Origin of the sequence: Bacillus sp. A260 (assembly GCF_009861435.1) — a bacterium.
Taxonomy (GTDB): domain Bacteria; phylum Bacillota; class Bacilli; order Bacillales; family Bacillaceae_G; genus Bacillus_A; species Bacillus_A cereus.
This window is the reverse complement of record NZ_CP046398.1, coordinates 4,121,880-4,144,969: the sequence shown is the minus strand read 5'-3', so window position 1 is coordinate 4,144,969 and position 23,090 is coordinate 4,121,880. Positions and strand designations below refer to the sequence as shown.

Below are 23,090 nucleotides of genomic sequence, written 5' to 3'. Positions count from 1 at the left end.
AAAAATAAAAACCGTTGCTCATGCAAGCAACGGTTTTTATTATTGTTCTTTTTTCACTTTCACGCGAGGTAATATTTTTTGTAACGGTACTTTTCGAACTCTTTCCCATGTAGCGGGATTCATTGGGTTATATTGCTCTAAGAAAGCGATAACTTCTTTCGTAATTGGCGTTGGAGTAGAAGCACCTGCTGTAACAGCTACGTTTTCTACACCTTGTAGCCACTCTAATTGAATTTCGCTTACATCAGCAACTCGATATGCTTTTGTACCCGCGATTTCTTGTGATACTTGTGCTAAGCGATTTGAATTGTTACTTTTCGGATCACCAACAACAATTGTTAAGTCTGCAACATCAGCTTGTTTAGCGACAGCTTCTTGGCGAACTTGAGTTGCTAAACAAATTTCTTTATGGAATTCTGCTGTTGGGAATTTTTTTTGAATGTCCTCCATTAAATGTTGAACATCCCATTGACTCATCGTTGTTTGATTTGTTACTAAAATTTTATCTGTTGGGATTTCTAATGTTTTTAAATCATCGGCTCTTTCGATAAGGTGAACGATGTCAGGTGCAATACCAACTGCGCCTTCTGGCTCTGGATGATTTTTTTTACCGATATAAATGACATGATACCCTTCCGCTTTCTTAGCTTCGATAAGGTCATGCGTCTTGGTAACATCTGGGCAAGTAGCATCGATTGTCGTTAAACCTTTTTCTTTTGCGCGTTGTTTAACTTCTGGAGAAACACCGTGTGCAGTGAAAATAACAGTACCAGAATCAATTTTATCTAAAATTTCTAAGCGACTTGGACCGTCTAATGTGATGATTCCATCTTCTTCAAAAGCGTCTGTAACATGTTTATTGTGAACAATCATACCTAAAATATAAATGGGTCTCGGCAATGATTTATCTAATGCGGCATTACGTGCAATTACCATTGCATCGACAACACCGTAGCAATAACCACGAGGGGAAATTTTAACAATTTTCATATGAGTAATCCTCTCCTTCTAAACAAGGGATACTTTTGTGCATAGTCTTTTACATTATAAAGGAGGAGTGGATAGAAAACAAAGGATTGTTACACATATAGTTTTGGTTTTGTTGCTGTTTGTTGAACTGGTTCTTTCGGTAACTCTTTTTCTATTACAGGTTCAATCACTATTTTCTTTCGTTTTCGTTTCTTTTTTTGAGGTGCAGGAGGCGGACTTTCTACTTCAACTGGCTCTGTTACATTTTCCGTTTGATTTTCTTCCGTGCTTTTTCCAGAGGTGAGGATTTTAACAATGCTTGGTAGACTACGCATAATAGGACCGTACTGTTCGACGACAGGACCTACAGATTGAACGACTTGGGATACTTTTTCGATGTTATTTATCATATTAGTTGGATTTGAAATTAAGTTCGAAAAAAAACTGCCGATGCCACTGCTTGCTGTTGCCGCAGCTGTAGTTGTGCCCCCGCGCGTTTCAGTTGATTCATACATTTGAGGCGGTATCATTTGCTCAGGATATTGCTGCATGTATGGTTGATATTGTGGATGTTGCTGCGGATATTGTTGTTGATATTGCTGCGGATATTGCTGTTGATATTGGGGCGGTGGTGGTTGCTGATGCATCATCGGTTGCCCTTCCATTTGTCGGTAAGGTGGAACCATTTGCATAAAAGGCTCGGTTGGATCGTGTTTTTTAAAAAGCTTAGCAAGAAAACCTTTCTTTTTTTGTGCCATTGGTGGTAGTTGTGGAATTGGATATGGTGTATAAGGTTGCTGCCCTGGATTCGGATACATTTGCCTTGTAGGGGATTTCGGAAACATGTGAGAAATCCTCCTTTCTTCAGTTAGGTATATACACATACAATATGCAATAAAAGGGAAGAAGGTTAGTTTTTGAAGTGAAAACCTAAACTAAAGATGGATTTTACTTGTAGATTTCGATATAATGTAGACTTGACTGATTTGTGCGCGCAGTAGAAATTTTAGAAAGAAGGTGTAACTTATGACACAACAAACTTTTACACAGTATGATTTTAAACCATTTTTAATAGATGCAGTTCGTGAACTACGCTTTACAGAGCCGACAGGAATTCAGCAGAAAATTTTCCCAGTCGTGAAAAAAGGTGTAAGTGTAATTGGACAATCCCAAACAGGTTCTGGGAAAACACATGCATACTTACTTCCTACATTAAACAGAATTAATGCAAGTCGTGAAGAAGTACAACTTGTTATTACAGCGCCTACTCGTGAGTTAGCACAACAAATTTACGAAGAAATCGTGAAATTAACAAAGTTTTGTGCGGAAGACCAAATGATTACAGCACGTTGTTTAATTGGTGGAACTGATAAACAACGTTCAATTGAGAAATTGAAAAAACAACCTCATATCGTAGTTGGGACACCAGGACGTATTAAAGACTTAGTTGAAGAACAAGCATTATTTGTTCATAAAGCAAATACGATTATTGTCGATGAAGCAGACTTAATGCTTGATATGGGATTCATTCATGATGTAGACAAAATTGCAGCACGCATGCCTAAAAACTTGCAAATGTTAGTTTTCTCTGCAACAATTCCTCAAAAACTAAAACCGTTTCTGAAGAAATATATGGAGAATCCAGAGCATATTCATATCAATCCAAAACAAGTTGCAGCTGGAAACATTGAACACTATTTAGTGCCTTCTAAACATCGTAATAAAATTGATTTAGTGCATAAAATGCTACTTCAATTTAAACCGTATTTAGCAGTTGTTTTCACGAATACGAAAAAGATGGCAGACCAAGTTGCTGATGGATTAATGGAACGTGGCTTAAAAGTTGGACGAATTCACGGGGATTTATCACCACGTGATCGTAAAAAAATGATGAAACAAATTCGTGACCTTGAATTCCAATATATTGTTGCGACTGATTTAGCAGCACGTGGTATTGATATTGAAGGGATTAGCCATGTTATTAACTATGAGCTACCATCAGATTTAGATTTCTTCGTTCACCGCGTTGGAAGAACAGCACGTGCGGGGCATTCTGGTATTGCAGTGACGATTTATGATCCAGCAAACGAAGAAGCGTTAGATAGCTTAGAAAAACAACGTCATATCGAGTTTAAACATGTAGATTTACGTGGAGATGAGTGGGCAGATTTAGGTGAGCGTCGTCGTCGTAAGAGCCGTAAAAAACCAAATGACGAACTTGATGTTATGGCAACGAAAGTTATTAAAAAACCGAAAAAAGTAAAACCAAACTATAAACGTAAACTTGCAACAGAACGTGACAAAGTGAAGAGAAAATATAGCAATAAAAAAAGATAAGGGGTTTCCCTTATCTTTTTTTAATCCCGCTAATTTAAATGAAGAGTATAGTCTGTCTAAATAGTCATATGAATTTGTGTAGTGCGTCTTTTGTGAACAAACAATTCACTACATATTTCTACAAATTATGCTATCATTATATCTATTGTATATTGAAGAGGTGATTGTATGTTAAAGATTGGATCTCATGTTTCTATGAGTGGTAAGAAAATGTTATTAGCAGCAAGTGAAGAGGCTGTTTCATACGGTGCAACAACGTTTATGATTTATACAGGTGCACCGCAAAATACACGAAGAAAACCAATTGAAGAATTGAACATAGAAGCAGGAAGAAAACATATGGAGCTGAACGGAATTGAGGAAATTATCGTCCATGCGCCGTATATTATTAATGTTGGGAATACGACGAAGCCAGAAACATTCCAATTAGGCGTAGACTTTCTTCGCATGGAAATTGAAAGAACATCGGCATTAGGTGTAGCGAAACAAATTGTTCTTCACCCAGGAGCGCACGTTGGTGCTGGAGCAGATGCTGGTATTCAACAAATTATTAAAGGGCTTAATGAAGTGTTAACGCCAGAACAGACGGTTAACATTGCGTTAGAGACGATGGCAGGAAAAGGAACAGAATGCGGTCGTAGCTTTGAAGAAATTGCAAAGATTATTGATGGTGTAAAATATAATGAAAAGCTATCCGTATGCTTTGATACGTGTCATACGCACGATGCAGGATATGATATTGTAAATGACTTTGACGGCGTATTAAACGAATTTGATAAGATCGTTGGTATAGATCGTTTACAAGTACTTCATATTAATGATAGTAAAAATGTACGCGGAGCAGGAAAAGACCGTCATGAAAACATTGGATTTGGTCACATTGGGTATAAAGCATTGCATCACATTGTACATCATCCACAGTTAATGCATGTACCAAAAATTCTTGAAACACCGTATGTAGGGGAAGATAAAAAAGATAAGAAGCCACCATATAAATTGGAAATCGAAATGCTGAAAAACGGCACTTTTGATGAAGGGCTTCTTGAAAAAATTAAAGCGCAATAAGGAGGGGAAATCCCCTCCTTATTTTAGTAGTTGCTGAAATAATGTATTTACTTGTTGGGCAGTGGCAGGGGAAGTTACTTTTGCGATCTGTTTTAAGAGCTCTAGTCGCTCGTTGTTATCGTAAATATTAATATTTTTACCCTTCATAAGTAAAACGATTTGGTCAGCTTGTGCGGCTGTAATAGGAACTTCGTATTCTTTGCTATATTTTAATAACTCTTTTGTAGAAATATGATTTAATTTTTTATTAACAATTTGTTTAATGAGGTTCATCTTATTATCCTCCTTCACGCGTTCTTCTATCGAAATATATGAGCATGTAGCTTGTACATATTCGTATGGAGTTTCTTTTTTCATGAGGAAAAGAAGCGTATGTTATAATATAAGGACGAAACTACAGAAAAAGAGTACAGGGAGGGCTTATGGAGCAAAAGCAACATCGAAAAGAAAGTGTTATTCATCTTATTTATCGTTTAGTTATGATTATTTTTGGAGCAGCATGCGCGGCGGTGGCGATTGAACTATTTTTAATGCCAAATAAAATTATTGATGGTGGAATTATTGGTATTTCTCTTATATTAGATTATCTTACTCCTAACATTTGGTGGTTAAGTTTTTCTACTTTAGTCGTTGTTCTCAATATCCCATTTATGTATTCCGGTTATAAGCAAATTGGAAAAACATTTATGTTATCTTCGACATTTGGTATTGTAGCGTTAGCTTTCATTGAGTCAACGTTACATGCGGTGCCACCATTTACAACAGAACCTATTTTAGCGACAGTGTTTGGTGGGCTTATTTTAGGTCTTGGTGTAGGACTTGTAATTCGTCATGGTGGGTCGTTAGATGGAACTGAAATTATGGGGATTTTATTAACGAAGAAACTACCGTTCTCTGTTGGTGAATTCGTAATGTTTGTGAACTTATTTATTTTTGCATGGGCAGCATTTGTGTTTGGTGTGGAACAAGCGATGTATTCTGTTATGACGTACTATATCGCATTTAAAACAATCGATACAGTAATTCAAGGGCTAGATGAAACGAAGGCGGTTTTAATTGTATCTGATCAATATGAGGAAGTATCAAACGCGATTTTGCATCGTCTTGGCCGTGGAACGACAAAGCTTGTAGCAAAAGGTGGTTACACGGATAAAGAAAAAGAAGTTATTTATGCAGTTGTAACGCGTCTAGAAGTGACGAAATTAAAGTCAATTGTGCATGAAATTGATGAAAATGCGTTTGTTACGATTATGAGCACGCAAGAGACAAATGGTGGTAAGTTTAAATCGGCTATTCACTAAAAGTTTATAGGAATATTTTTTGAAAGCAGAGAATTTTTCTCTGCTTTTTGTTATAATAGTAAGGTTTCTTGAAAAAATAGATATATTTTAGGCAGATTGGTTTACAACTATAATAAGCTGTACTATAATTCAAATAGATATAAATCGGAATCATTCTGAATTAAAATAGGTGAGATGCTATGAATAATATATTAGAAATTGAAGGTTTAACATTCCGATATGAAGATCGGAATGTGTTAGAAAATATTAATTTGCAAGTTCCGAAGGGAGCTTTTTTAGGTTTAGTGGGACCGAATGGTTCAGGTAAATCAACTTTACTTAAGTGTTTATTAGGCGTTTTAAAGCCAAAAGAAGGAAGTATACGCGTGTTTGGCGTTGATAGTAAGAGGTTTAAGGAATGGAACAAAGTTGGTTATGTATCCCAAAAGGCAAATAGTTTCAATTCTGGTTTTCCAGCAACTGTTTCTGAAGTTGTCTCAATGGGACTTGTTTCGAAAAAAGGGCTTTTTCGCTTTTTTACAAAAGAGGATAAAAAAAAGGTAGAAAAAGCAATTGCTGATGTAGGGATGAGTGAGTTTCAAGGTCGTAACATTGGAGAGCTTTCTGGTGGACAGCAACAGCGTGTATTTATTGCTCGTGCGCTCGTTAGTGATCCTGAATTGCTTATTTTGGACGAGCCTACTGTTGGAATCGATGTGAAAAATGTGGAAAGTTTTTACGAAATATTAGAGGATTTAAACAAAAGGCTCGGGATCACATTAATTCTTGTTACTCATGATATGGGAGCTGTTACTGAAAAAGTAACACATGTTGCATGCCTGAACCAACATCTACATTTCCATGGAAATGTAGAGAAGTTCCGAGAGTTAGAAGATGCAGAAATGTCCGTCTTATATGGACATCATGTTCATCGTTTAGAACACGAACATGAGCATCACGGGAGGATATAATGATACAAGATTTTTTACAATATGACTTTTTACGTAATTCTTTATACGCAGGTATTTTAATTGGACTTGTTGCACCGCTAATTGGTGTGTTTGTTGTTATTCGTCGTTTATCTCTTATTGCGGATGCATTAAGTCACGTGACGTTATCGGGTATTGCAGCAAGTTTATTACTTGAAAAAACCATTTTTACAGGTGGATTTTTAAACCCCTTATATATGGGGATGATTTTCTCGATTGGTGGAGCGCTACTAATCGAAAAGTTACGAACTGTATATAAGCACTATCAAGAATTAGCAATTCCAATTATCCTTTCGGCAGGGATGGGGGTTGGAGTTATTTTCATTTCACTTGCAAATGGATTTAACACAGACTTATTTAGTTATTTATTTGGTAGTGTCAGTGCTGTAACAAGTACAGATTTAATTATTATTGGGATTGTAGCAATTGTTGTTGTTGCGACAATTATTTTATTATATAAAGAGCTGTTTCTATTATCATTTGATGAGGAATACGCAGTATCAACTGGTTTAAGAGCGAAATGGATTCACTTTATTTTCATTATATTAGTTGCTCTTGTCATTGCAGTATCAATGCGTGTAGTGGGGGTTCTTCTCGTATCATCATTAATGACATTACCAGTTGCAGCAAGTATTCGTATTGCTAAAGGATTTAAACAAACAATTTTCTTTTCCATTTTATTTGGTGAAATTGCAGTAATTGGTGGAATGTTTGCTTCGTATCAACTTGATCTAGCGCCAGGTGGTACAATTGTTATGATAGCAGTTCTTATTTTAATCGGTGCGATTTTATGGAAGAAGAAAAAAACTGCATAAAGTAGGGATAGGTATGAATCTAACAGAAGCTTTACGCCTAATGAAAGAAAAAGGATATAAACATACTGGAAAAAGAGAAGAGATGCTCAGATTATTTGCAGCACATAATCGTTATTTAACTGCGAAAGACGTTTTAGAACATATGAAAGACGATTATCCAGGGCTTAGTTTTGATACGATTTATCGTAACTTAACAGTTTTTGCTGAGATTGGTGTTTTAGAACAAACGGAATTAAATGGCGAAAAACATTTTCGTTTTACTTGTTCTATTATGGAACATCATCATCATTTTATTTGTTTGGATTGTGGGGGGACGAAAGAGATTACTTCCTGCCCAATGGATTTTATGAATAAAGATTTTACTGGTTATGAAGTAACGGGTCATAAGTTTGAAATATATGGTCGTTGTCCAAAATGTGCAAAGTAAAAGCTCGTCGGTTATGTAACTGACGAGCTTTTTTACGTAGAAAAGAAGGTTGCTCACAAATATTGTGGCAACCTTCTTTTTATTGTTCTTGTGTCTCTTTTTCTTTTTCTCGTTCAGCAGCCATTTCAGCAGCAATTACGTCGATTTCTTTTTTCAGTTCTTCTACCATTGTTTCTTCTGGTACTTTACGAACGACTTGCCCTTTACGGAATAATAATCCCTCTCCACGTGCACCGGCAATACCGATATCAGCTTCACGAGCTTCACCAGGGCCATTTACAGCGCAACCAAGTACTGCAACTTTAATTGGTACTTGAAGTGTAGAGATGTATTCTTCCACTTCGTTAGCAATGCTAATCAAATCGATTTCAATACGACCACAAGTTGGACAAGAGATAAGTGTTGCTGCATTAGACGCAAGACCGAATGATTTTAATAATTCGCGAGCAACTTTTACTTCTTCAACTGGATCAGCACTTAATGAAATACGTAGTGTATTTCCGATGCCTTTATTTAAGATTGCTCCAAGACCAGCAGCACTTTTTACAGTTCCGGCAAACAATGTTCCAGATTCTGTAATACCTAAATGTAATGGATAATCAAAAGCACGAGCAGCTTTCTCGTATGCTTCGATTGCTAAGTTAACATCAGAGGCTTTCATAGATACGATAATATCGTGGAAATCTAAGTCCTCTAAAATTTTAATATGATGTAGCGCGCTCTCAACCATACCATCTGCAGTTGGGTACCCGTACTTTTCTAAAATGTGTCGCTCTAATGAACCAGCGTTTACACCGATACGGATTGGAATACCGCGCTCTTTTGCTGCATTTACAACAGCTTCTACTTTATGGCGACGACCAATATTACCTGGATTGATACGTACTTTATCGATGCCACCTTCAATTGCTTTTAAAGCAAGGCGATAATCAAAATGAATATCAGCAACAAGTGGAATGTTGATTTGTTTTTTTATATCAGCAATAGCATCTGCTGCGCGTTCATCTGGAACGGCAACGCGGACGACTTGACAGCCGGCTTCTTCTAAACGCTTGATTTCAGCAACTGTTGCTTCAACATCATGTGTTTTTGTTGTTGTCATACTTTGTATAATTAATTCATTATTACCGCCGATTGTTAAATTACCGACTTTAACTGGACGTGTTTTTGTACGATGAGTCATTTCATTCACGAATAGATCGCTCTCCTTATAAAAGAAGTTTCTTATTTAGTCCCTCATATCAATGATAGTATACGTGATATAGGGCTATAGAAACCGAAGTACTCGGTTTCACTTTTACTATTGTATCAGCGCCTTTATGTAATTGACAAGGATTAAGTGATAGCTTATTGATATAACGGGAATTTATAAGACTTTCCAATTTGTATTTTTGTAGCAGATGTACTTTTGTTTAATTGTTTAAAGTCGTCAATGACTTTTTCTATGGAAGGAATTTTTTTCTTGTTAATTTGTTCTGTAATAGAAAGAACTGTCTCACCAGTTTTTACTTCAATTGTTTTATAAGATACATCCGTTTCTTTTTCTGTTTTGTTCGCTTTATTTTGTTGACTGTCTGTGTTTTCTTTTTTAATTGTTTGAGCAGCAGTTGTTTTTTTATATGAACTTAACATCGGTAAAGTACCGATTTTTATATCGTAATAAAATATATAACCGAGAACAAGCACGAATAGGAATATACCTAATCTCTTCATATTCTTCACTCCTTTGCTAGGAATATATGCTTGTCCAAAAAAAAAATGCCTATTTAGGCATTTTTTATTTTTCTTTCGGTTTGGGTACCTCTTTAATCGTTAAGTATAGAACGATTAAAACAACAGCGATATAAATGAACGTTGCTCCAGGTACGACGATTTTGAATAAATCCATAATCATGAAGAAAATGGTTGGGATCGTGTAGCTGTATGCAGTTAGTGTCCAAACTTGTTTATAGGATAGTTTACGTTGACCGCTCATAGCAGAACCGATGAACGCAAGTAAAGTCACGCCTACAAAAGTTATGAATAATTGGAATAGATACACTAAGAATCCAATAACAAATAATAAAATTGGATAAATATTATCGAATAAAGAAATAAATTCTTGTAGATCTTTTTTCTCAAGAGATGCACCTAACAAATCGTTATAAGAATACGTTTGTGTTTGACCATTTCCCATAGAGACTACTTTATCTTTTAAAACAAATAAACCTGTTTTATTTTGATATTTTTCTAGGTCTGTTGAATTTGGATCAAATACGAAAAGTGTATTTCCTTCTTCTTTTTCAATAGGTTGATCAATATCGGCTTTTAGTTCGCCATTTTCGATTTTAAAATCAGGTAAATCTTTATCGATGACTTGATTTACCATGCCAACACCATCCTGGATAAAACTACCGTACAAAAAAGTTCTTGGAATAGTAGTAATTAAGCAAAGTAGCATAATATACAAAATGGTTTTACCGATTTTTTGAAAACGGAATAGCGCCATATCTTTAGGCGAGTATATGCTTTTTACGAATTGGGTAAATATGGACATAGATTCACTTCCTTTATGTATGTATAAAATCATTGTAACGTAGGAATCTAGAGAATCTCAAGATATATTATATTTACATATAGTGGAGATAACTAAATTTCTTTTATTAACTTTCTTCTTTTAAATAAGAAAAATACAATTGACACTTTTCTTTTCTATATGGTAAATTTATCTTACATTTCTTAAAGAGCATATCCGATAGGAATTCCTCTATTTGATATGTTGTTACATACATAATTGTGGACCCTTAGCTCAGCTGGTTAGAGCAGACGGCTCATAACCGTCCGGTCGTAGGTTCGAGTCCTACAGGGTCCATATCCATTTCGCATGTTTATTATGTTAGCAGGAAGCTTCCTTGTAGAAGGAAGCTTTTTTTACGGAATATATGAGCATTTTAATTGAAAAGAAGTGGGAATTTTGCTACTTTAATGATAGCAAGACAATGTGATTTATTTGTTTGCACCCTATGGCAATTAGGGTAGAATGAAGTTGTATGTCACTTAAGTGGCAATACATAAACTGGGAGGAATATAACAATGGCAAAACACGAATTACCAAATTTACCTTATGCGTATGATGCTTTAGAGCCTCACTTTGACAAAGAAACAATGAACATCCATCATACAAAACATCACAACACGTACATTACAAACTTAAACGCTGCTTTAGAAGGTCATGCAGAATTAGCTGACAAAAGCGTAGAAGAATTAGTTGCAAACTTAAACGAAGTACCAGAAGCAATCCGTACAGCAGTACGTAACAATGGTGGCGGACATGCTAACCATACATTCTTCTGGACAATCCTATCTCCAAACGGCGGAGGACAACCTGTAGGTGAACTTGCAACTGCAATTGAAGCAAAATTCGGTAGCTTCGATGCATTCAAAGAAGAATTCGCAAAAGCTGGCGCAACTCGCTTCGGTTCTGGTTGGGCTTGGTTAGTAGTAAACAATGGTGAGTTAGAAGTAACAAGCACTCCAAACCAAGATTCTCCTTTAACTGAAGGTAAAACTCCAGTTATCGGTTTAGATGTTTGGGAGCATGCTTACTACTTAAACTACCAAAACCGTCGTCCAGACTACATCGGCGCATTCTGGAACGTTGTAGATTGGAACGCTGCTGAAAAACGTTACCAAGAAGCAAAATAATCGTAATAAATATAGAAAAAGCTAGGGGAGAGCTCCTAGCTTTTTTCTATGCTTTCCTTTTACATAATTGGGCTTGTCTTTGGAAGACTAGAACATGAAGTAAAGGAGAGTTGTGTATGAAATGGAAACATATAATTGGTGACGTTGAAGTGAATCGGGATTTAGTGTTATTGCTCCTTATAGGAGGTTTATACACGCTCGCAATTTCTTTATCGAATACGTTTGTAAATATTTATTTATGGAAACAAACACAAAATTATGTGAATCTTGGCTTGTATAATTTAGCCAGCGTGGTATTACAGCCTCTCACATTTCTTGTAGGGGGAAAATTAGCGAAACGTATCGATCGCTCGATTTTATTACGAATAGGAGTAGGGACGCTCGCAATTTTTTTTATTGTTGTCTTAGTAGCAGGGAAAAGTGCTTCTCAGTATATTTTATTAATGGGGGCTCTTTTAGGAGTAGGATACGGTTTTTACTGGTTGGCTTTTAACTTATTGACATTTGAAATTACAGAACCAGAAACAAGAGATTTCTTTAATGGGTTTCTTGGACTTCTTACATCCTTCTCTGGAATGATTGGACCAATAGCAGCAGGATACACAATTTCACGTATGGAGAAATGGAGTGGCTATACTGTTATATTCTTTCTTTCATTAGTTCTATTTGCAATTGCTGTCGTCTTAAGCTTCTTTTTATCTAAAAGAGAATGTGAAGGGCGTTATGAAATCGTGCAAGTATTGAAAGAACGACGGATTGATAAAAATTGGGGAAAGATTACACGAGCTCATTTTTTCCAAGGATTGAGAGAAGGAACGTTTATTTTTGTCATTTCAGTATATGTTTATTTAGCAACTAATAGTGAGTTTGCATTAGGGAAATACAGTTTAGTGAACTCTGCTGTATCCTTTGTATGTTATTACTTAGTTGCTCGTATGTTAAAGAAGGAGTGGCGAAAAAAAGCAATTTTACTTGGAGGCATTATTTTATATGCTGTCGTCTTTTTAGTTATTTTCAATGTTACATACACGAAATTACTTATTTATGCGGCATGTATTGCAATTGCATATCCTATTTTACTTGTTCCGTACGGATCAATGACATATGACGTAATTGGTAGAGCGAAAAATGCGAGAGAATGGCGTGTGGAATATGTCGTTGTTCGGGAGTTGTGGTTAAACGCCGGAAGAATCTGTTCCATTTTAAGTTTTTTATGTGCTGTACTATTCTTTCCACCTGAAAAAAGTTTACCTTACTTATTATGTATTTTAGGTGCTGGACATTTTCTTATTTATTTTGCAGTTAAAAATGTCAAATATGATGAGGGAAATGCGAGTAAAGCAAGTGTTGTAACGCAAGGGAACGCGCAAAATCAAACTGAACCAGAAGGTTAACTTCTCGTTTGTTTTATGCTAGAATAGAAAAAGATGTAAGACAGCAGTGAGGACACCTGTATGAAGGTGTCCCTTTCACATTACATAGCTGTTGGTAGAGGGGGTTTGTATGAGCAAGAAGCAGAAGCAAAATAAGAAAAAGACCCACGTTCCTTTTCGGTTAAACGTGCTGTTTTTCTGCGTGTTTTTAATGTTCTCCGCGGTTATTGTAAGGCTCGGATATGTACAAATTGTTCGCGGTGAAGAATATAAGAATGAAGTGGAGAAGAAAGAAAACTCAACGATAAGTAATCCTGTACCGCGTGGGAAAATATTTGACCGTTATGGGCGACCTGTAGTAGATAATGCAGCCGTTCGTACTATTACATTTACAAAAATGAAAGGATCAACTGCAGAAGATCGCTTAGAAACAGCGAAAAAGCTAGCAGATTTGATTGAAGTACCGACAGATAAATTAACAGATCGCGATAAAAAAGATTATTGGCTTGCTATGCATAAAGAGGAAGCTAAAGAAAAAATTACGAATAAAGATCGTCAAGAGTTTAAAGATAAAAAAATTGATGATAAAGAATTAGACGAGCGTCAGCGAAGTCGTGTAACAGAAGAAGAGATTAATCAATTATCCGCAAAAGATCTAGAAATACTAGCGATTAAAAGTAAGATGGACGGCGGATATGCAATGACACCTCAAGTTATTAAAAAGGATGCTACAGAAAAGGAATATTCGATTATTAGTGAAAACCTAGCAGCATTACCAGGTGTAGATACGAATGTTGATTGGGAGCGAAAATATACGTACGATGATTTATTCCGAAGTGTATTAGGTGGGGTGTCGACATCTGATGAAGGCTTACCGAGAGAAAGACTAGATTACTATCTTGTTCGTGATTATAATCGAAATGACCGAGTAGGAAAAAGTTATCTTGAACAACAGTATGAAGATAGTCTGCACGGTACGAAAGCAGAAGTTAGAAATGTTACAGATAAAAACGGTAATATTTTAGAAACGATTAATGTATCAAAAGGACAAAGTGGTAATGATCTGAATTTAACAATTGATATGGAATTACAAAAGCGTGTGGAAGATATTCTTGCGAAGAATTTAATGAGATTTAAAGGAAGCGAACCTCTTTTAGATCGCGCATTCGTTGTAATGATGAACCCAAAAAATGGTGAAGTTTTATCTATGGCGGGGAAACAATTAGTTAACGAAGATGGTCAAACGAAAGTAAATGACTTTGCATTAGGTACCATGACAAGTTCTTATCCGATGGGATCAACTGTAAAAGGTGCAACAGTACTTACTGGATATCAAACTGGTGCGATTCAACCAGGATCGGTGCAATTGGATGAACCAATTAAATTAAAAGGTACACCTACGAAGTCGTCTTGGAAAACGATGGGATACATTAATGACCTTACAGCTTTAAAAATGTCTTCTAACGTTTATATGTTTAAAACAGCGATGAATATCGCCGGTGTTAAATATGTGAGAGGTGGTACGTTAGATATACCTCAAAAAGCATTTGATACGATGCGTTATTATTTTGGACAGTTTGGACTTGGTGTAAAAACAGGAATTGATTTACCGAATGAATCTGCTGGTCAGATGGGTAGAAGTAGTCAACCAGGTTTCTTACTAGATTTATCAATTGGACAGTATGATACGTATACACCGCTTCAATTAGCGCAATATATTTCGACGATTGCCAATGGCGGATATCGCATGCAACCACAAGTTGTAAAAGAAATTCGTCAACCGGCAGTGAAACCAGATGAAGTTGGGAAAGTTGTTCAATCTATGGAACCGAAAGTATTAAATCGTATTGATATGCCGGAATCGCAAATTAAACATGTTCAAGAAGGATTTAGACAAGTGTATAATGATTCAGGTGGTACAGCTACAAAATACTTTACAGGTGCAAAATATAAAGCGGCAGGGAAGACGGGTACGGCGCAAACTGTGTATGGTGGAGATAAAGAGATTGGTAGAAATGCAAAAGGTGAACGTGTGGAAACATATAACTTAACATTAGTAGGTTATGCGCCACTTGAAGATCCAGAAGTAGCATTCTCTGTTGTCGTTCCATGGGTACATGATGATAAGACTGGTATTAATGGATATATTGGTCGTGAAATTATGGACGCTTACTTTGATTTGAAAAACAAGGAAGTAAATGGTGAAGCTCCAAAAGATGATAAAGACAATAAAAATAAAGAGCAAGATGATGAATAAAAAAGTTGTAAAAAAGCACACTATCTGAAAAGATAGTGTGCTTTTTTTTATGGTTTATGCATATCGTGTAATAAATGTGGACAAGTATACAACATTGAAAAAACGCGGCCGTATAAATGATACTTGTATATGATGGGATAGGGGATAACTGTTTTATAGGGAAATCATCAGAGGAAATGAATAGCTACTACTGAATTAAAATTGTACCGTATGTTGATTTTTGTGGAACTTTACAAAACTTTTACAAACAATTAAAACCGAATTAATAGTTTAGCAGTATTCTTATATCTGTAATCCTGTTATTTCCGGTTACTTCTAGGAGGAAGAACACGTGAAATGGATGCGTACACCGATTAAAGTTTTCGTATTATCAATATGGTTCCTCTGTTTTGAAATGTCTACTGCATTTGCTTTAAATGATACGGGAGAAGTGAGAGTTGATGGATCCTCAACGGTTTTTCCTATTATAGAAGCAGTAGCGGAGGAATATACAAAGGTGCATCCAGACGTGAAAATTTCCATCAGTATTTCTGGAACTGGGGGAGGATTTAATCGTTTCAGTAAAGGAGAAGTAGATATAAATAATGCTTCGAGAGTAATGAAACAAGTCGAGAAAAATGAAATGAAGAAAAACTCTATTCAGTTCACACCTTTTGAGGTTGCTAACGACGGTCTTACGATTGTTGTGAATCGCCATAATACATGGGTAGACGATATGTCAGTAGACGAGTTACGACTACTTTGGAGTGAAGATGGAAGAGAGAAGCGATGGTCACAAATTCATTCAACATGGCCACGTGAACAAGTGAAGTTTTATGCACCAGGCGTAGACTCTGGTACGTATGATTATTTTCAAAATGTCATCTTACAAAATCATCGCATTGTAAAAAAAGTCTCTTTGTCTGAAGATGATCAAGTTATTATGCAAGGGGTAATGAATGATAAACATGCCATTGCTTTTGTAGGATATGCTTATTATATGGCTAATCGAGATAAGGTGAAAGCAATAAAAGTAAATGGTGTATTTCCGACGAAAGAGACCATTCAATCAGGTAAGTATAAGCCGTTATCTAGGCCGCTACTTACTTATGTGAATAATGCATCTATCCGAAATAAAATGAATGTAGCAAACTATGTTGAGTTTATGATTCAGCATGTCGGTAACCTCGCTGAAGAGGTCGGATATGTAAAATTAAGAAAAGAAAAATACAATGAACAGCTGCGTATGTTAACAGAAATAAAAAGGTAATGTCAGGGTGGAAAGGGGTTTTCATCTTTGGCTCATAATGACAAAAGTCAAATTACATTTTCTGTACAACATTTGATTGAAAGAAATACAAAACAAAGAAAAAAAACGCAGCGAATCAATCGAATAGTGCCTTTATTACTAAAAATAATTGCTAGTGTTTCTATTGTGACGACACTTGGAATTGTTTTTACGCTCTCTAATGAAACAATCATGTTTTTTCAAAAAATATCATTATACTCCTTTTTAACGGAGAAAGAATGGTTACCATTTTTTGAAGATCCTAAATTCGGTATATTACCACTTATATGTGGAACGTTCCTTGTAACAGCAATTGCTATGTTTGTAGCAATTCCTATCGGTTTAGCGTGTGCCGTATTTTTAAGCGAATATGCTTCAAATAGTGCACGGAAAATATTAAAGCCGATGTTAGAGCTATTAGCAGGTATCCCGACAATTGTATATGGTTTTTTTGCATTAACAGTTGTTACACCGCTTTTACAAAGGATTATACCAGATTTACAGTTTTTTAATGCGATTAGTCCAGGAATCGTTATCGGATTTATGATGATGCCTACAATTGCATCTCTATCTGAAGACGCGATGAGAGCTGTGGCGAAAGGGACGAAAGAAGCTTCATTAGCACTCGGAGCGACGCGGTTTGAAATGGTAAAACAAGTGGTGTTTCCGTCCGCTTTTACAGGGATTATGGCAGCAATTATATTAGCAGCTTCTCGTGCAATTGGTGAAACGATGATCGTTGTAATTGCAGCAGGATCCACACCAAATGTATCGCTTGATCCGACACATTCTATTCAAACGTTAACAGCCTATATTGTGCAAGTAAGTTTAGGTGATGCTCCGCATGGAACGATTACGTATTACAGCATGTATGCTGTAGGCGCAACGTTATTTTTGTTTACCTTTATTATGAACATCATTTCGCAGTCAATTATGCGCCGTTTTAGGAGGATGACATAATATGCGAATGTTGAATCATAAAAAAATACAAAAAAATATGGCATCACGCTTTTTAAAAGATCGAATTTACAAATTGTTATTTTATATAGCAATTTTATTTTCAATCGTAATTTTGTTTTTGTTACTGTTTCAAATTGTTGAAAAAGGTATAAGTTATCTTTCAATAGATTTCTTTACAAATTTCGCTTCACGTAATCCGAAAGAAGCTGGTATTGCTGCAGCTTTGTCAGGGACAATATTATTTATGAGTATTGTTATACCTGTTTCTTTTATATTTGGAGTTGGAACAGCACTTTATTTAGAGCAATATGCGAAGGAATCTCTATTTAAAAAAATAATAGAGATTAATAATCAAACGTTGGCAGGAGTACCATCCGTTGTATTTGGATTGCTTGGTTTAACTATTTTTGTATATGCTCTTCATTTAGGAGAGAGTATAGTTGCAGCAGCATTGACGATGAGTCTACTCGTTTTACCAACAGTTGTTGTGGCGAGTCAAGAAGCAATTCGATCAGTACCAAGTGTTTTATTAGAGGGTTCTTACGGATTAGGTGCTACGAAGTGGCAAACGATGTATCAAATTGTATTGCCATATGCTTTCCCAGGGATTATAACGGGCTGTACGTTAGCGATATCAAGAGCAATTGGAGAGGCTGCACCACTATTAGTTATTGGGGCACTTGCGTTTGCAAATTATGTTCCATTTAGTATGTTTGATAGATTTACAGTTCTACCAATTCAAATTTTTAATTGGATGAGTAGGCCACAAGAAGAATTTCAGTATGTAGCAGCAGCTGGGATGATTGTTTTGTTAGGTTTGTTGCTATTTATCAATATATTTGTTTTATGGTTACGAAATCGAAAATAAGTTGGAAGTGGATGAAAGGGGAATTCAAATGGTAGCAACAGTAGTAAATGTACAGGTGAAAAACGAAGAGAAAATCGAGACTGCGCCAAAGAAGGTAGTATTTGATACGAAAAATTTAAATTTATGGTACGGGGAAGACCATGCTTTAAAAGATATTAATTTAAGTATTCATGAGAATGAAGTTACAGCCATTATCGGTCCAAGTGGCTGTGGTAAATCAACTTACTTAAAAACATTAAATCGCATGGTAGAGTTAGTACCGATCGTTCGAACTACAGGTGTAATTGAGTATAGAGAACGCAATATATTTGATAAATCATATCCAGTTGAAGAATTAAGAACGCATGTAGGAATGGTGTTCCAAAAGCCAAATCCATTTCCAAAATCTATTTATGAGAATGTAACATACGGTCCAAAAATCCATGGTATTCGTGACAAAAAGACATTAGATGAAATTGTTGAAAAAAGTTTACGTGGAGCAGCGATTTGGGATGAGTTAAAAGATCGTTTGCACGATAATGCATACGGTTTATCTGGTGGACAGCAACAGCGTCTATGCATCGCACGCTGCTTAGCTATTGAGCCAGACGTTATTTTAATGGATGAGCCAACATCGGCATTAGACCCAATTTCAACATTAAAAGTAGAAGAATTAATTCAAGAGCTAAAGAAAGATTTTAGTATTGTTATCGTAACGCATAATATGCAACAAGCAGCGCGTATTTCAGACAAAACAGCTTTCTTCTTAAGCGGGGAAGTTGTGGAGTATACAGATACAAACAAATTATTTACGACTCCTTCAGATAAGCGTACAGAAGATTATATTACAGGTCGCTTTGGTTGATATCGTTTCAAAGCTAAGAGCAAATGCCCTCTTAACAGAGGGCATTTCTTATTTTATCTTACTGTTAATAAAGAAGTAATACTTCTCCTTATCTTAAGTTTTATTACAAGCGTAAGAGGCTATGTAGGAGATTTACCCCGCTATTTGCGGGCAGTAAGACCCCCACCTTAAAATTTAGCGAAAGCAAAGAAGTTAGGGAGGGGATCTTGCTGCCTATCAAATCCCGATTGATGAGGGTTGATTAAAGTTTCACTTTTATATAATGGCACATAATATTGAGGGGGAAGAAAAATGGTAAGAGAACAGTTTCAAGGTGATTTAAAAGCGTTACAGCAAAAGGTGATTGAGCTTGGAGAATTAGCAAATGCGGCTTTATTGATTGCTATGGAAGGTCTGCATACAAGAGATGTAGAGAAAGCGTTAGAGGTCATTGATGGTGATTACCGCATGGATAATTTAGAAGAGGAAATAAACGATCTTGCGCTTATGCTCATTACGAAGCAGCAACCTGTAGCAAGTGACTTAAGAAGGATTTTTATTTCAATTAAAACAGCGACAGATTTAGAGCGCATTGCAGATCATGCTGTTAATATTGCAAAGGCTACAATTCGTCTTGGGGAAAAAGAAGTGGCTGTTAGTTTGCACAACCTAGATGAAATGTTTGCGGTTGCAAATGAGATGTTGCATTTAGCGTTAGAAGCATATGAACAAGAAAATTTAACTTTTGCGAAACAAATTGCTGAAATGGATGATTCCGTTGATGAAATATATGGAAAAGCAATTCGTGAGTTTATATCTTCAGTTCCGGAACGACCAGAAGCAATTACGCAAATTACACAATTATCATTTGTCGCGAGATATATTGAGCGTGTAGCAGATCATATTACAAATATTGCTGAAAATGTCTTTTATTTAGTAAAAGGAAAGCATTATTTATTGAATGAGTAGGAATGAAAGTAGGTGATGAGAAATCACCTGCTTTTTTTAGTCAAAACATGACAAAAAAAGCTCGTTGTTTCCTTTAGTTTATGATGATAAGATGTATCATAATGTAATGGAAAAATTAGTATATATGTTTGTCGTTAATAAGTATTATTTACCAATTTATAGTAAGCGCTTTCTTGTTGTTTGAAATGTACTTTTTTATAGGTTAGAAATTTAATTATATAGTCTTCTAAATGAGGATGTGTTTAACTAATCAAGTTTATGCTGCTAGTTCATGTGGGATAGGGAATATACATATGGTATATGGAGTTACTGAACATTATATAAGTGGAGGCTGAAGTATATGAAGGGGGTTATTTTAGCTGGAGGAAAAGGAAGGCGCCTTAGACCATTAACATGTAATACTCCAAAGCCGATGTTACCATTATTAGAAAAACCAGTTTTAGAATATAATATTGAGTTATTACGCCAGCATGGTATTCGTGAAATTGCAATTACTGTTCAATATATGAGTACGACCATTAAGCAATATTTTGGTGACGGTAGTAAATGGGGAGTTAACTTGTATTATTTTGAAGACTCTCCTCCGCTTGGCACAGCAGGGAGTATTAAACAAGCAGAACAATTTTTAGATGAAACATTTGTTGTGATAAGCGGGGATGCATTAACTGACTTTCAATTATCAGAAGGAATTAGGTTTCATGAACAAAAGAAAAGAATGGTAACAATGTTTGTGAAAGAAGTAGAAAATCCACTCTCATTTGGATTGGTTGTAATGAATAAAGACCAGGAGGTTACACGATATATAGAAAAGCCGGGCTGGAATGAGGTAGTATCTAATGTTGTGAATACAGGCATATATATTATGGAGCCAGAAATCTTTTCTTACATACCGCCTAGGCAATTTTTTGATTTCAGTCATGATGTGTTTCCGTTATTGGCAAACAAAAATGTGTTATTCGCATATTTGTCAGAAGGTTATTGGTTAGATATCGGCACATTTAATCAATATCGACAAGCACAATTTGATTTGTTAACGAAAAAGTTACAAGTACCTATTCCTTATACAGAAGTATTACCGATGGTATGGATGGGAGAAGGGGTGACGATTGGTAAAGGGACGAAAATTCATGGCCCCTCTTTTATTGGAGAAGGAGCAAAGATTGGTACAGGAGCTGTAATTGAGCCATATTCTATTATTGGGAAAAATAGTATCGTTTCAAATTATTCTCATCTTCAAAAAAGTATTGTTTTTGCAAATGCCCACATTGGGAAGTATTGTGAACTATTAGAAACGACAATAGGAGAGCGTACAATAGTTGAAGATGATGTTACACTGTTTCAAAAAAGTGTTGTAGCGGATCACTGTCACATCGGAAGAAGTACGGTAATTAAGCAAAAAGGAAAACTATGGCCTTATAAGGCGATTGATAGTCATTCGATAGTAGGAGCGGCTGGTATTCAAGAAAGTGAAATGAGTGCAGGGTGGTTACAAAAAAGCCGCATTGTAGGAAGAGGGAATGTTGAAATTACTCCCCAGTTTATCGTGAAGATTGCGATGGCGTATGGTTCTCTTTTTAAAAAAGGAGAAAGTATATTAATTGGAAGTCAAGAAAATATAGAAACAACCTCTTATAAAAATTTATTTTTACATGCTATTCATGGTATAGGGATTCATACGATGGAATGTAAAGAAATGAACGAGTCACTTTTTCAATATAGTGTTCATCATTTGCAATGTGCAGGTGGGGTTTTCATTCAAGTGGAGAATGAGAATGAGATTGTTATAAAGTTGTATGGTCAAGCTGGCATGCCGTTAACGTATAAGCAGCAAAAAGAGATAGAACAAGTATATATGTCCGAATTGTTTTATTACGTGCATGAGAAAGAGATGGGGCGAAATAAGCTGGTTCATGTTTCTATGAATGAGTATATAGAAGTTATATTGGGGCATATTGATATCGAGAAAATACAGATGCAGAAGTTTCATCTTCTTATTAATAAGAGAAATGATACGTTGCAACATTTACTTATGCTCTTTCTACAAAGACTTGGTTGTACAGTTACATGGATTTATGCAAGCGAACAAAAAGATCATGTGAAAGCTTTGATGAAATCAAGTAAAGCGAATATGGCTCTTATGTTTTCTGAGCAAGGAAATCATTTCGAGTTATACGATAAACATAGTAATATTTACCAAGGTACAGATTTGGAAGAGGTCGATATTCCAGATTTCTTACTCGAATCGACAGGAAATATTTACCCAATGTCTTTGAAGTTAGGAGAATGTTATCTTCTATTTTATACGCAGGATGAAAGAAAGTCGTTTCAAGTAAGGTGGAAGCGAGATATTTTATATCGGATTGGAAAATTATTCGAGCTAATAGCATTGCAAGGAAAAACGTTTCTCAGCATAGTAGAGCAATCACCTCCGCTCTATTTACTTTATGATGAAGTGGTATGTTCATGGAATGAAAAAGGGGAAATTATGAGGAAATTATTGGATGATATAGAAAGGAAGGGAGAAGGTATATTTGAAGGAGTACAGTTCAAATATACTGAAAAAGAGTGGTCTTATATCGTTTCTGACACAAAACAACCAAAATTTTTGGTGTATTCACATGCTAGAAACCCAGTAATAGCAAGGGAAAATATGAAAAATCTTATAGAAAAAATTAGACAATATCAAAAGGTGTAGAATTTTTATTTTAAAAGTGGTATTATAGTATAGTCTGATTTAAGTTATTAGTACTGGAGGGAAATAAGAATGCGTGTGAATATTACTCTAGCATGTACAGAATGCGGAGATCGTAACTATATCTCAAAGAAAAATAAACGTAACAACGCTGAGCGTATCGAGCTTAAAAAGTATTGCAAGCGTGACAAGAAGTCTACGTTACACCGTGAAACAAAGTAAGCAGTAGGAATATTTTCCTACTGTTTCTTTTTTTATTCGATTCCTATGTTAAAAGTGATACACTATCAGCATAGAGTAAAGTGTCACTGTAAG

Annotated in this window: 22 protein-coding genes and 1 tRNA gene; 17 read left to right on the top strand and 6 right to left on the bottom strand. The window is 35.7% G+C overall.

The window, feature by feature from the left end; all coding sequences use genetic code 11:
• Positions 1-39 precede the first annotated feature (39 nt).
• Positions 40-990 carry a 4-hydroxy-3-methylbut-2-enyl diphosphate reductase gene (locus GD442_RS21035; RefSeq protein ID WP_000706662.1) on the bottom strand — a complete coding sequence of 317 codons (951 nt, stop codon included), beginning with the start codon at positions 988-990 and terminating at the stop codon, positions 40-42.
• Positions 991-1,079: 89 nt separating this feature from the next.
• Positions 1,080-1,814 carry a YqfQ family protein gene (locus tag GD442_RS21030; RefSeq protein ID WP_000484167.1) on the bottom strand — a complete coding sequence of 245 codons (735 nt, stop codon included), beginning with the start codon at positions 1,812-1,814 and terminating at the stop codon, positions 1,080-1,082.
• 181 nt (positions 1,815-1,995) lie between these two features.
• On the opposite strand from GD442_RS21030, the gene GD442_RS21025 reads away from it, so the two are divergent.
• Together GD442_RS21025 and GD442_RS21020 are read left to right on the top strand one after the other, a co-directional pair.
• Positions 1,996-3,306 (top strand): DEAD/DEAH box helicase, encoded by a 1,311-nt coding sequence (locus tag GD442_RS21025; RefSeq protein ID WP_000194017.1) that lies wholly within the window; start codon positions 1,996-1,998, stop codon positions 3,304-3,306.
• A gap of 168 nt (positions 3,307-3,474) precedes the next feature.
• A complete protein-coding gene (locus tag GD442_RS21020) occupies positions 3,475-4,371 on the top strand; it encodes a deoxyribonuclease IV (RefSeq protein WP_000912460.1) in 897 nt (298 codons plus the stop codon).
• 18 nt (positions 4,372-4,389) lie between these two features.
• On the opposite strand, the gene GD442_RS21015 is transcribed toward GD442_RS21020, so the two are convergent.
• Positions 4,390-4,644: a DUF2624 domain-containing protein gene (locus GD442_RS21015; protein WP_001048954.1), complete on the bottom strand. Its 255-nt coding sequence runs from the start codon at positions 4,642-4,644 to the stop codon at positions 4,390-4,392.
• Between the two features lie 149 nt (positions 4,645-4,793).
• Between GD442_RS21015 and GD442_RS21010 the strand changes: the two genes are divergently transcribed.
• From GD442_RS21010 to GD442_RS20995, 4 genes are all read left to right on the top strand, one after another.
• The gene (locus tag GD442_RS21010) at positions 4,794-5,672 is read left to right on the top strand and encodes a YitT family protein (RefSeq protein WP_000435963.1); all 879 of its coding nucleotides are present in this window, start codon (positions 4,794-4,796) and stop codon (positions 5,670-5,672) included.
• A 179-nt stretch (positions 5,673-5,851) separates the two neighbouring features.
• Complete coding sequence (locus GD442_RS21005) at positions 5,852-6,622, top strand: metal ABC transporter ATP-binding protein (RefSeq protein WP_001059663.1); 771 nt, start codon at positions 5,852-5,854, stop codon at positions 6,620-6,622.
• On the top strand, positions 6,622-7,455 hold the full coding sequence (locus tag GD442_RS21000; protein WP_000613815.1) for a metal ABC transporter permease: 834 nt from the start codon (positions 6,622-6,624) through the stop codon (positions 7,453-7,455). Before GD442_RS21005 ends, GD442_RS21000 begins: the two co-directional genes overlap by 1 nt.
• A gap of 13 nt (positions 7,456-7,468) precedes the next feature.
• Positions 7,469-7,882 carry a Fur family transcriptional regulator gene (locus tag GD442_RS20995; RefSeq protein ID WP_001054516.1) on the top strand — a complete coding sequence of 138 codons (414 nt, stop codon included), beginning with the start codon at positions 7,469-7,471 and terminating at the stop codon, positions 7,880-7,882.
• Positions 7,883-7,961: 79 nt separating this feature from the next.
• On the opposite strand, the gene ispG is transcribed toward GD442_RS20995, so the two are convergent.
• The 3 genes from ispG to yqgB form a co-directional block, all read right to left on the bottom strand.
• Entirely contained in the window at positions 7,962-9,065 is a 1,104-nt protein-coding gene (ispG, locus tag GD442_RS20990) for a flavodoxin-dependent (E)-4-hydroxy-3-methylbut-2-enyl-diphosphate synthase (protein WP_153577907.1), read from the bottom strand.
• A 164-nt stretch (positions 9,066-9,229) separates the two neighbouring features.
• Complete coding sequence (yqfZ, locus tag GD442_RS20985; protein ID WP_000825414.1) at positions 9,230-9,595, bottom strand: protein YqfZ; 366 nt, start codon at positions 9,593-9,595, stop codon at positions 9,230-9,232.
• A gap of 64 nt (positions 9,596-9,659) precedes the next feature.
• The gene (gene yqgB / locus GD442_RS20980; RefSeq protein ID WP_000021898.1) at positions 9,660-10,418 is read right to left on the bottom strand and encodes a protein YqgB; all 759 of its coding nucleotides are present in this window, start codon (positions 10,416-10,418) and stop codon (positions 9,660-9,662) included.
• A gap of 241 nt (positions 10,419-10,659) precedes the next feature.
• On the opposite strand from yqgB, the gene GD442_RS20975 reads away from it, so the two are divergent.
• From GD442_RS20975 to rpmG, 11 genes are all read left to right on the top strand, one after another.
• Positions 10,660-10,733, top strand: a tRNA-Ile gene (locus tag GD442_RS20975).
• A gap of 221 nt (positions 10,734-10,954) precedes the next feature.
• The gene (sodA, locus tag GD442_RS20970; RefSeq protein ID WP_001052031.1) at positions 10,955-11,566 is read left to right on the top strand and encodes a superoxide dismutase [Mn]; all 612 of its coding nucleotides are present in this window, start codon (positions 10,955-10,957) and stop codon (positions 11,564-11,566) included.
• Between the two features lie 116 nt (positions 11,567-11,682).
• Positions 11,683-12,960 carry an MFS transporter gene (locus GD442_RS20965; RefSeq protein WP_000871384.1) on the top strand — a complete coding sequence of 426 codons (1,278 nt, stop codon included), beginning with the start codon at positions 11,683-11,685 and terminating at the stop codon, positions 12,958-12,960.
• Positions 12,961-13,069: 109 nt separating this feature from the next.
• Positions 13,070-15,196 (top strand): peptidoglycan D,D-transpeptidase FtsI family protein, encoded by a 2,127-nt coding sequence (locus GD442_RS20960; protein ID WP_000038992.1) that lies wholly within the window; start codon positions 13,070-13,072, stop codon positions 15,194-15,196.
• Positions 15,197-15,527: 331 nt separating this feature from the next.
• Entirely contained in the window at positions 15,528-16,445 is a 918-nt protein-coding gene (locus GD442_RS20955; protein WP_000871830.1) for a PstS family phosphate ABC transporter substrate-binding protein, read from the top strand.
• A 27-nt stretch (positions 16,446-16,472) separates the two neighbouring features.
• Positions 16,473-17,423 carry a phosphate ABC transporter permease subunit PstC gene (gene pstC / locus GD442_RS20950; protein WP_000940918.1) on the top strand — a complete coding sequence of 317 codons (951 nt, stop codon included), beginning with the start codon at positions 16,473-16,475 and terminating at the stop codon, positions 17,421-17,423.
• Position 17,424: 1 nt separating this feature from the next.
• Positions 17,425-18,291, top strand: coding sequence for a phosphate ABC transporter permease PstA (gene pstA, locus GD442_RS20945; RefSeq protein WP_001242557.1), 867 nt, complete (start codon positions 17,425-17,427; stop codon positions 18,289-18,291).
• 28 nt (positions 18,292-18,319) lie between these two features.
• A complete protein-coding gene (pstB, locus tag GD442_RS20940) occupies positions 18,320-19,135 on the top strand; it encodes a phosphate ABC transporter ATP-binding protein (RefSeq protein ID WP_000226686.1) in 816 nt (271 codons plus the stop codon).
• A gap of 291 nt (positions 19,136-19,426) precedes the next feature.
• The gene (phoU, locus tag GD442_RS20935; protein ID WP_000251242.1) at positions 19,427-20,083 is read left to right on the top strand and encodes a phosphate signaling complex protein PhoU; all 657 of its coding nucleotides are present in this window, start codon (positions 19,427-19,429) and stop codon (positions 20,081-20,083) included.
• 340 nt (positions 20,084-20,423) lie between these two features.
• Positions 20,424-22,778, top strand: a complete 2,355-nt coding sequence (locus tag GD442_RS20925; protein ID WP_000679334.1) for a sugar phosphate nucleotidyltransferase — start codon at positions 20,424-20,426, stop codon at positions 22,776-22,778.
• A gap of 69 nt (positions 22,779-22,847) precedes the next feature.
• Entirely contained in the window at positions 22,848-22,997 is a 150-nt protein-coding gene (gene rpmG / locus GD442_RS20920) for a 50S ribosomal protein L33 (protein ID WP_001265616.1), read from the top strand.
• Positions 22,998-23,090: the final 93 nt, after the last annotated feature.

Coding starts and splice junctions, on each gene's coding strand:
- GD442_RS21035 (WP_000706662.1), bottom strand. CDS start 990: ATGAAAATTGTTAAAATTTCCCCTCGTGGTTATTGCTACGGTGTTGTC.
- GD442_RS21030 (WP_000484167.1), bottom strand. CDS start 1,814: ATGTTTCCGAAATCCCCTACAAGGCAAATGTATCCGAATCCAGGGCAG.
- GD442_RS21025 (WP_000194017.1), top strand. CDS start 1,996: ATGACACAACAAACTTTTACACAGTATGATTTTAAACCATTTTTAATA.
- GD442_RS21020 (WP_000912460.1), top strand. CDS start 3,475: ATGTTAAAGATTGGATCTCATGTTTCTATGAGTGGTAAGAAAATGTTA.
- GD442_RS21015 (WP_001048954.1), bottom strand. CDS start 4,644: ATGAACCTCATTAAACAAATTGTTAATAAAAAATTAAATCATATTTCT.
- GD442_RS21010 (WP_000435963.1), top strand. CDS start 4,794: ATGGAGCAAAAGCAACATCGAAAAGAAAGTGTTATTCATCTTATTTAT.
- GD442_RS21005 (WP_001059663.1), top strand. CDS start 5,852: ATGAATAATATATTAGAAATTGAAGGTTTAACATTCCGATATGAAGAT.
- GD442_RS21000 (WP_000613815.1), top strand. CDS start 6,622: ATGATACAAGATTTTTTACAATATGACTTTTTACGTAATTCTTTATAC.
- GD442_RS20995 (WP_001054516.1), top strand. CDS start 7,469: ATGAATCTAACAGAAGCTTTACGCCTAATGAAAGAAAAAGGATATAAA.
- ispG (WP_153577907.1), bottom strand. CDS start 9,065: ATGACTCATCGTACAAAAACACGTCCAGTTAAAGTCGGTAATTTAACA.
- yqfZ (WP_000825414.1), bottom strand. CDS start 9,595: ATGAAGAGATTAGGTATATTCCTATTCGTGCTTGTTCTCGGTTATATA.
- yqgB (WP_000021898.1), bottom strand. CDS start 10,418: ATGTCCATATTTACCCAATTCGTAAAAAGCATATACTCGCCTAAAGAT.
- sodA (WP_001052031.1), top strand. CDS start 10,955: ATGGCAAAACACGAATTACCAAATTTACCTTATGCGTATGATGCTTTA.
- GD442_RS20965 (WP_000871384.1), top strand. CDS start 11,683: ATGAAATGGAAACATATAATTGGTGACGTTGAAGTGAATCGGGATTTA.
- GD442_RS20960 (WP_000038992.1), top strand. CDS start 13,070: ATGAGCAAGAAGCAGAAGCAAAATAAGAAAAAGACCCACGTTCCTTTT.
- pstA (WP_001242557.1), top strand. CDS start 17,425: ATGCGAATGTTGAATCATAAAAAAATACAAAAAAATATGGCATCACGC.
- pstB (WP_000226686.1), top strand. CDS start 18,320: ATGGTAGCAACAGTAGTAAATGTACAGGTGAAAAACGAAGAGAAAATC.
- phoU (WP_000251242.1), top strand. CDS start 19,427: ATGGTAAGAGAACAGTTTCAAGGTGATTTAAAAGCGTTACAGCAAAAG.
- GD442_RS20925 (WP_000679334.1), top strand. CDS start 20,424: ATGAAGGGGGTTATTTTAGCTGGAGGAAAAGGAAGGCGCCTTAGACCA.
- rpmG (WP_001265616.1), top strand. CDS start 22,848: ATGCGTGTGAATATTACTCTAGCATGTACAGAATGCGGAGATCGTAAC.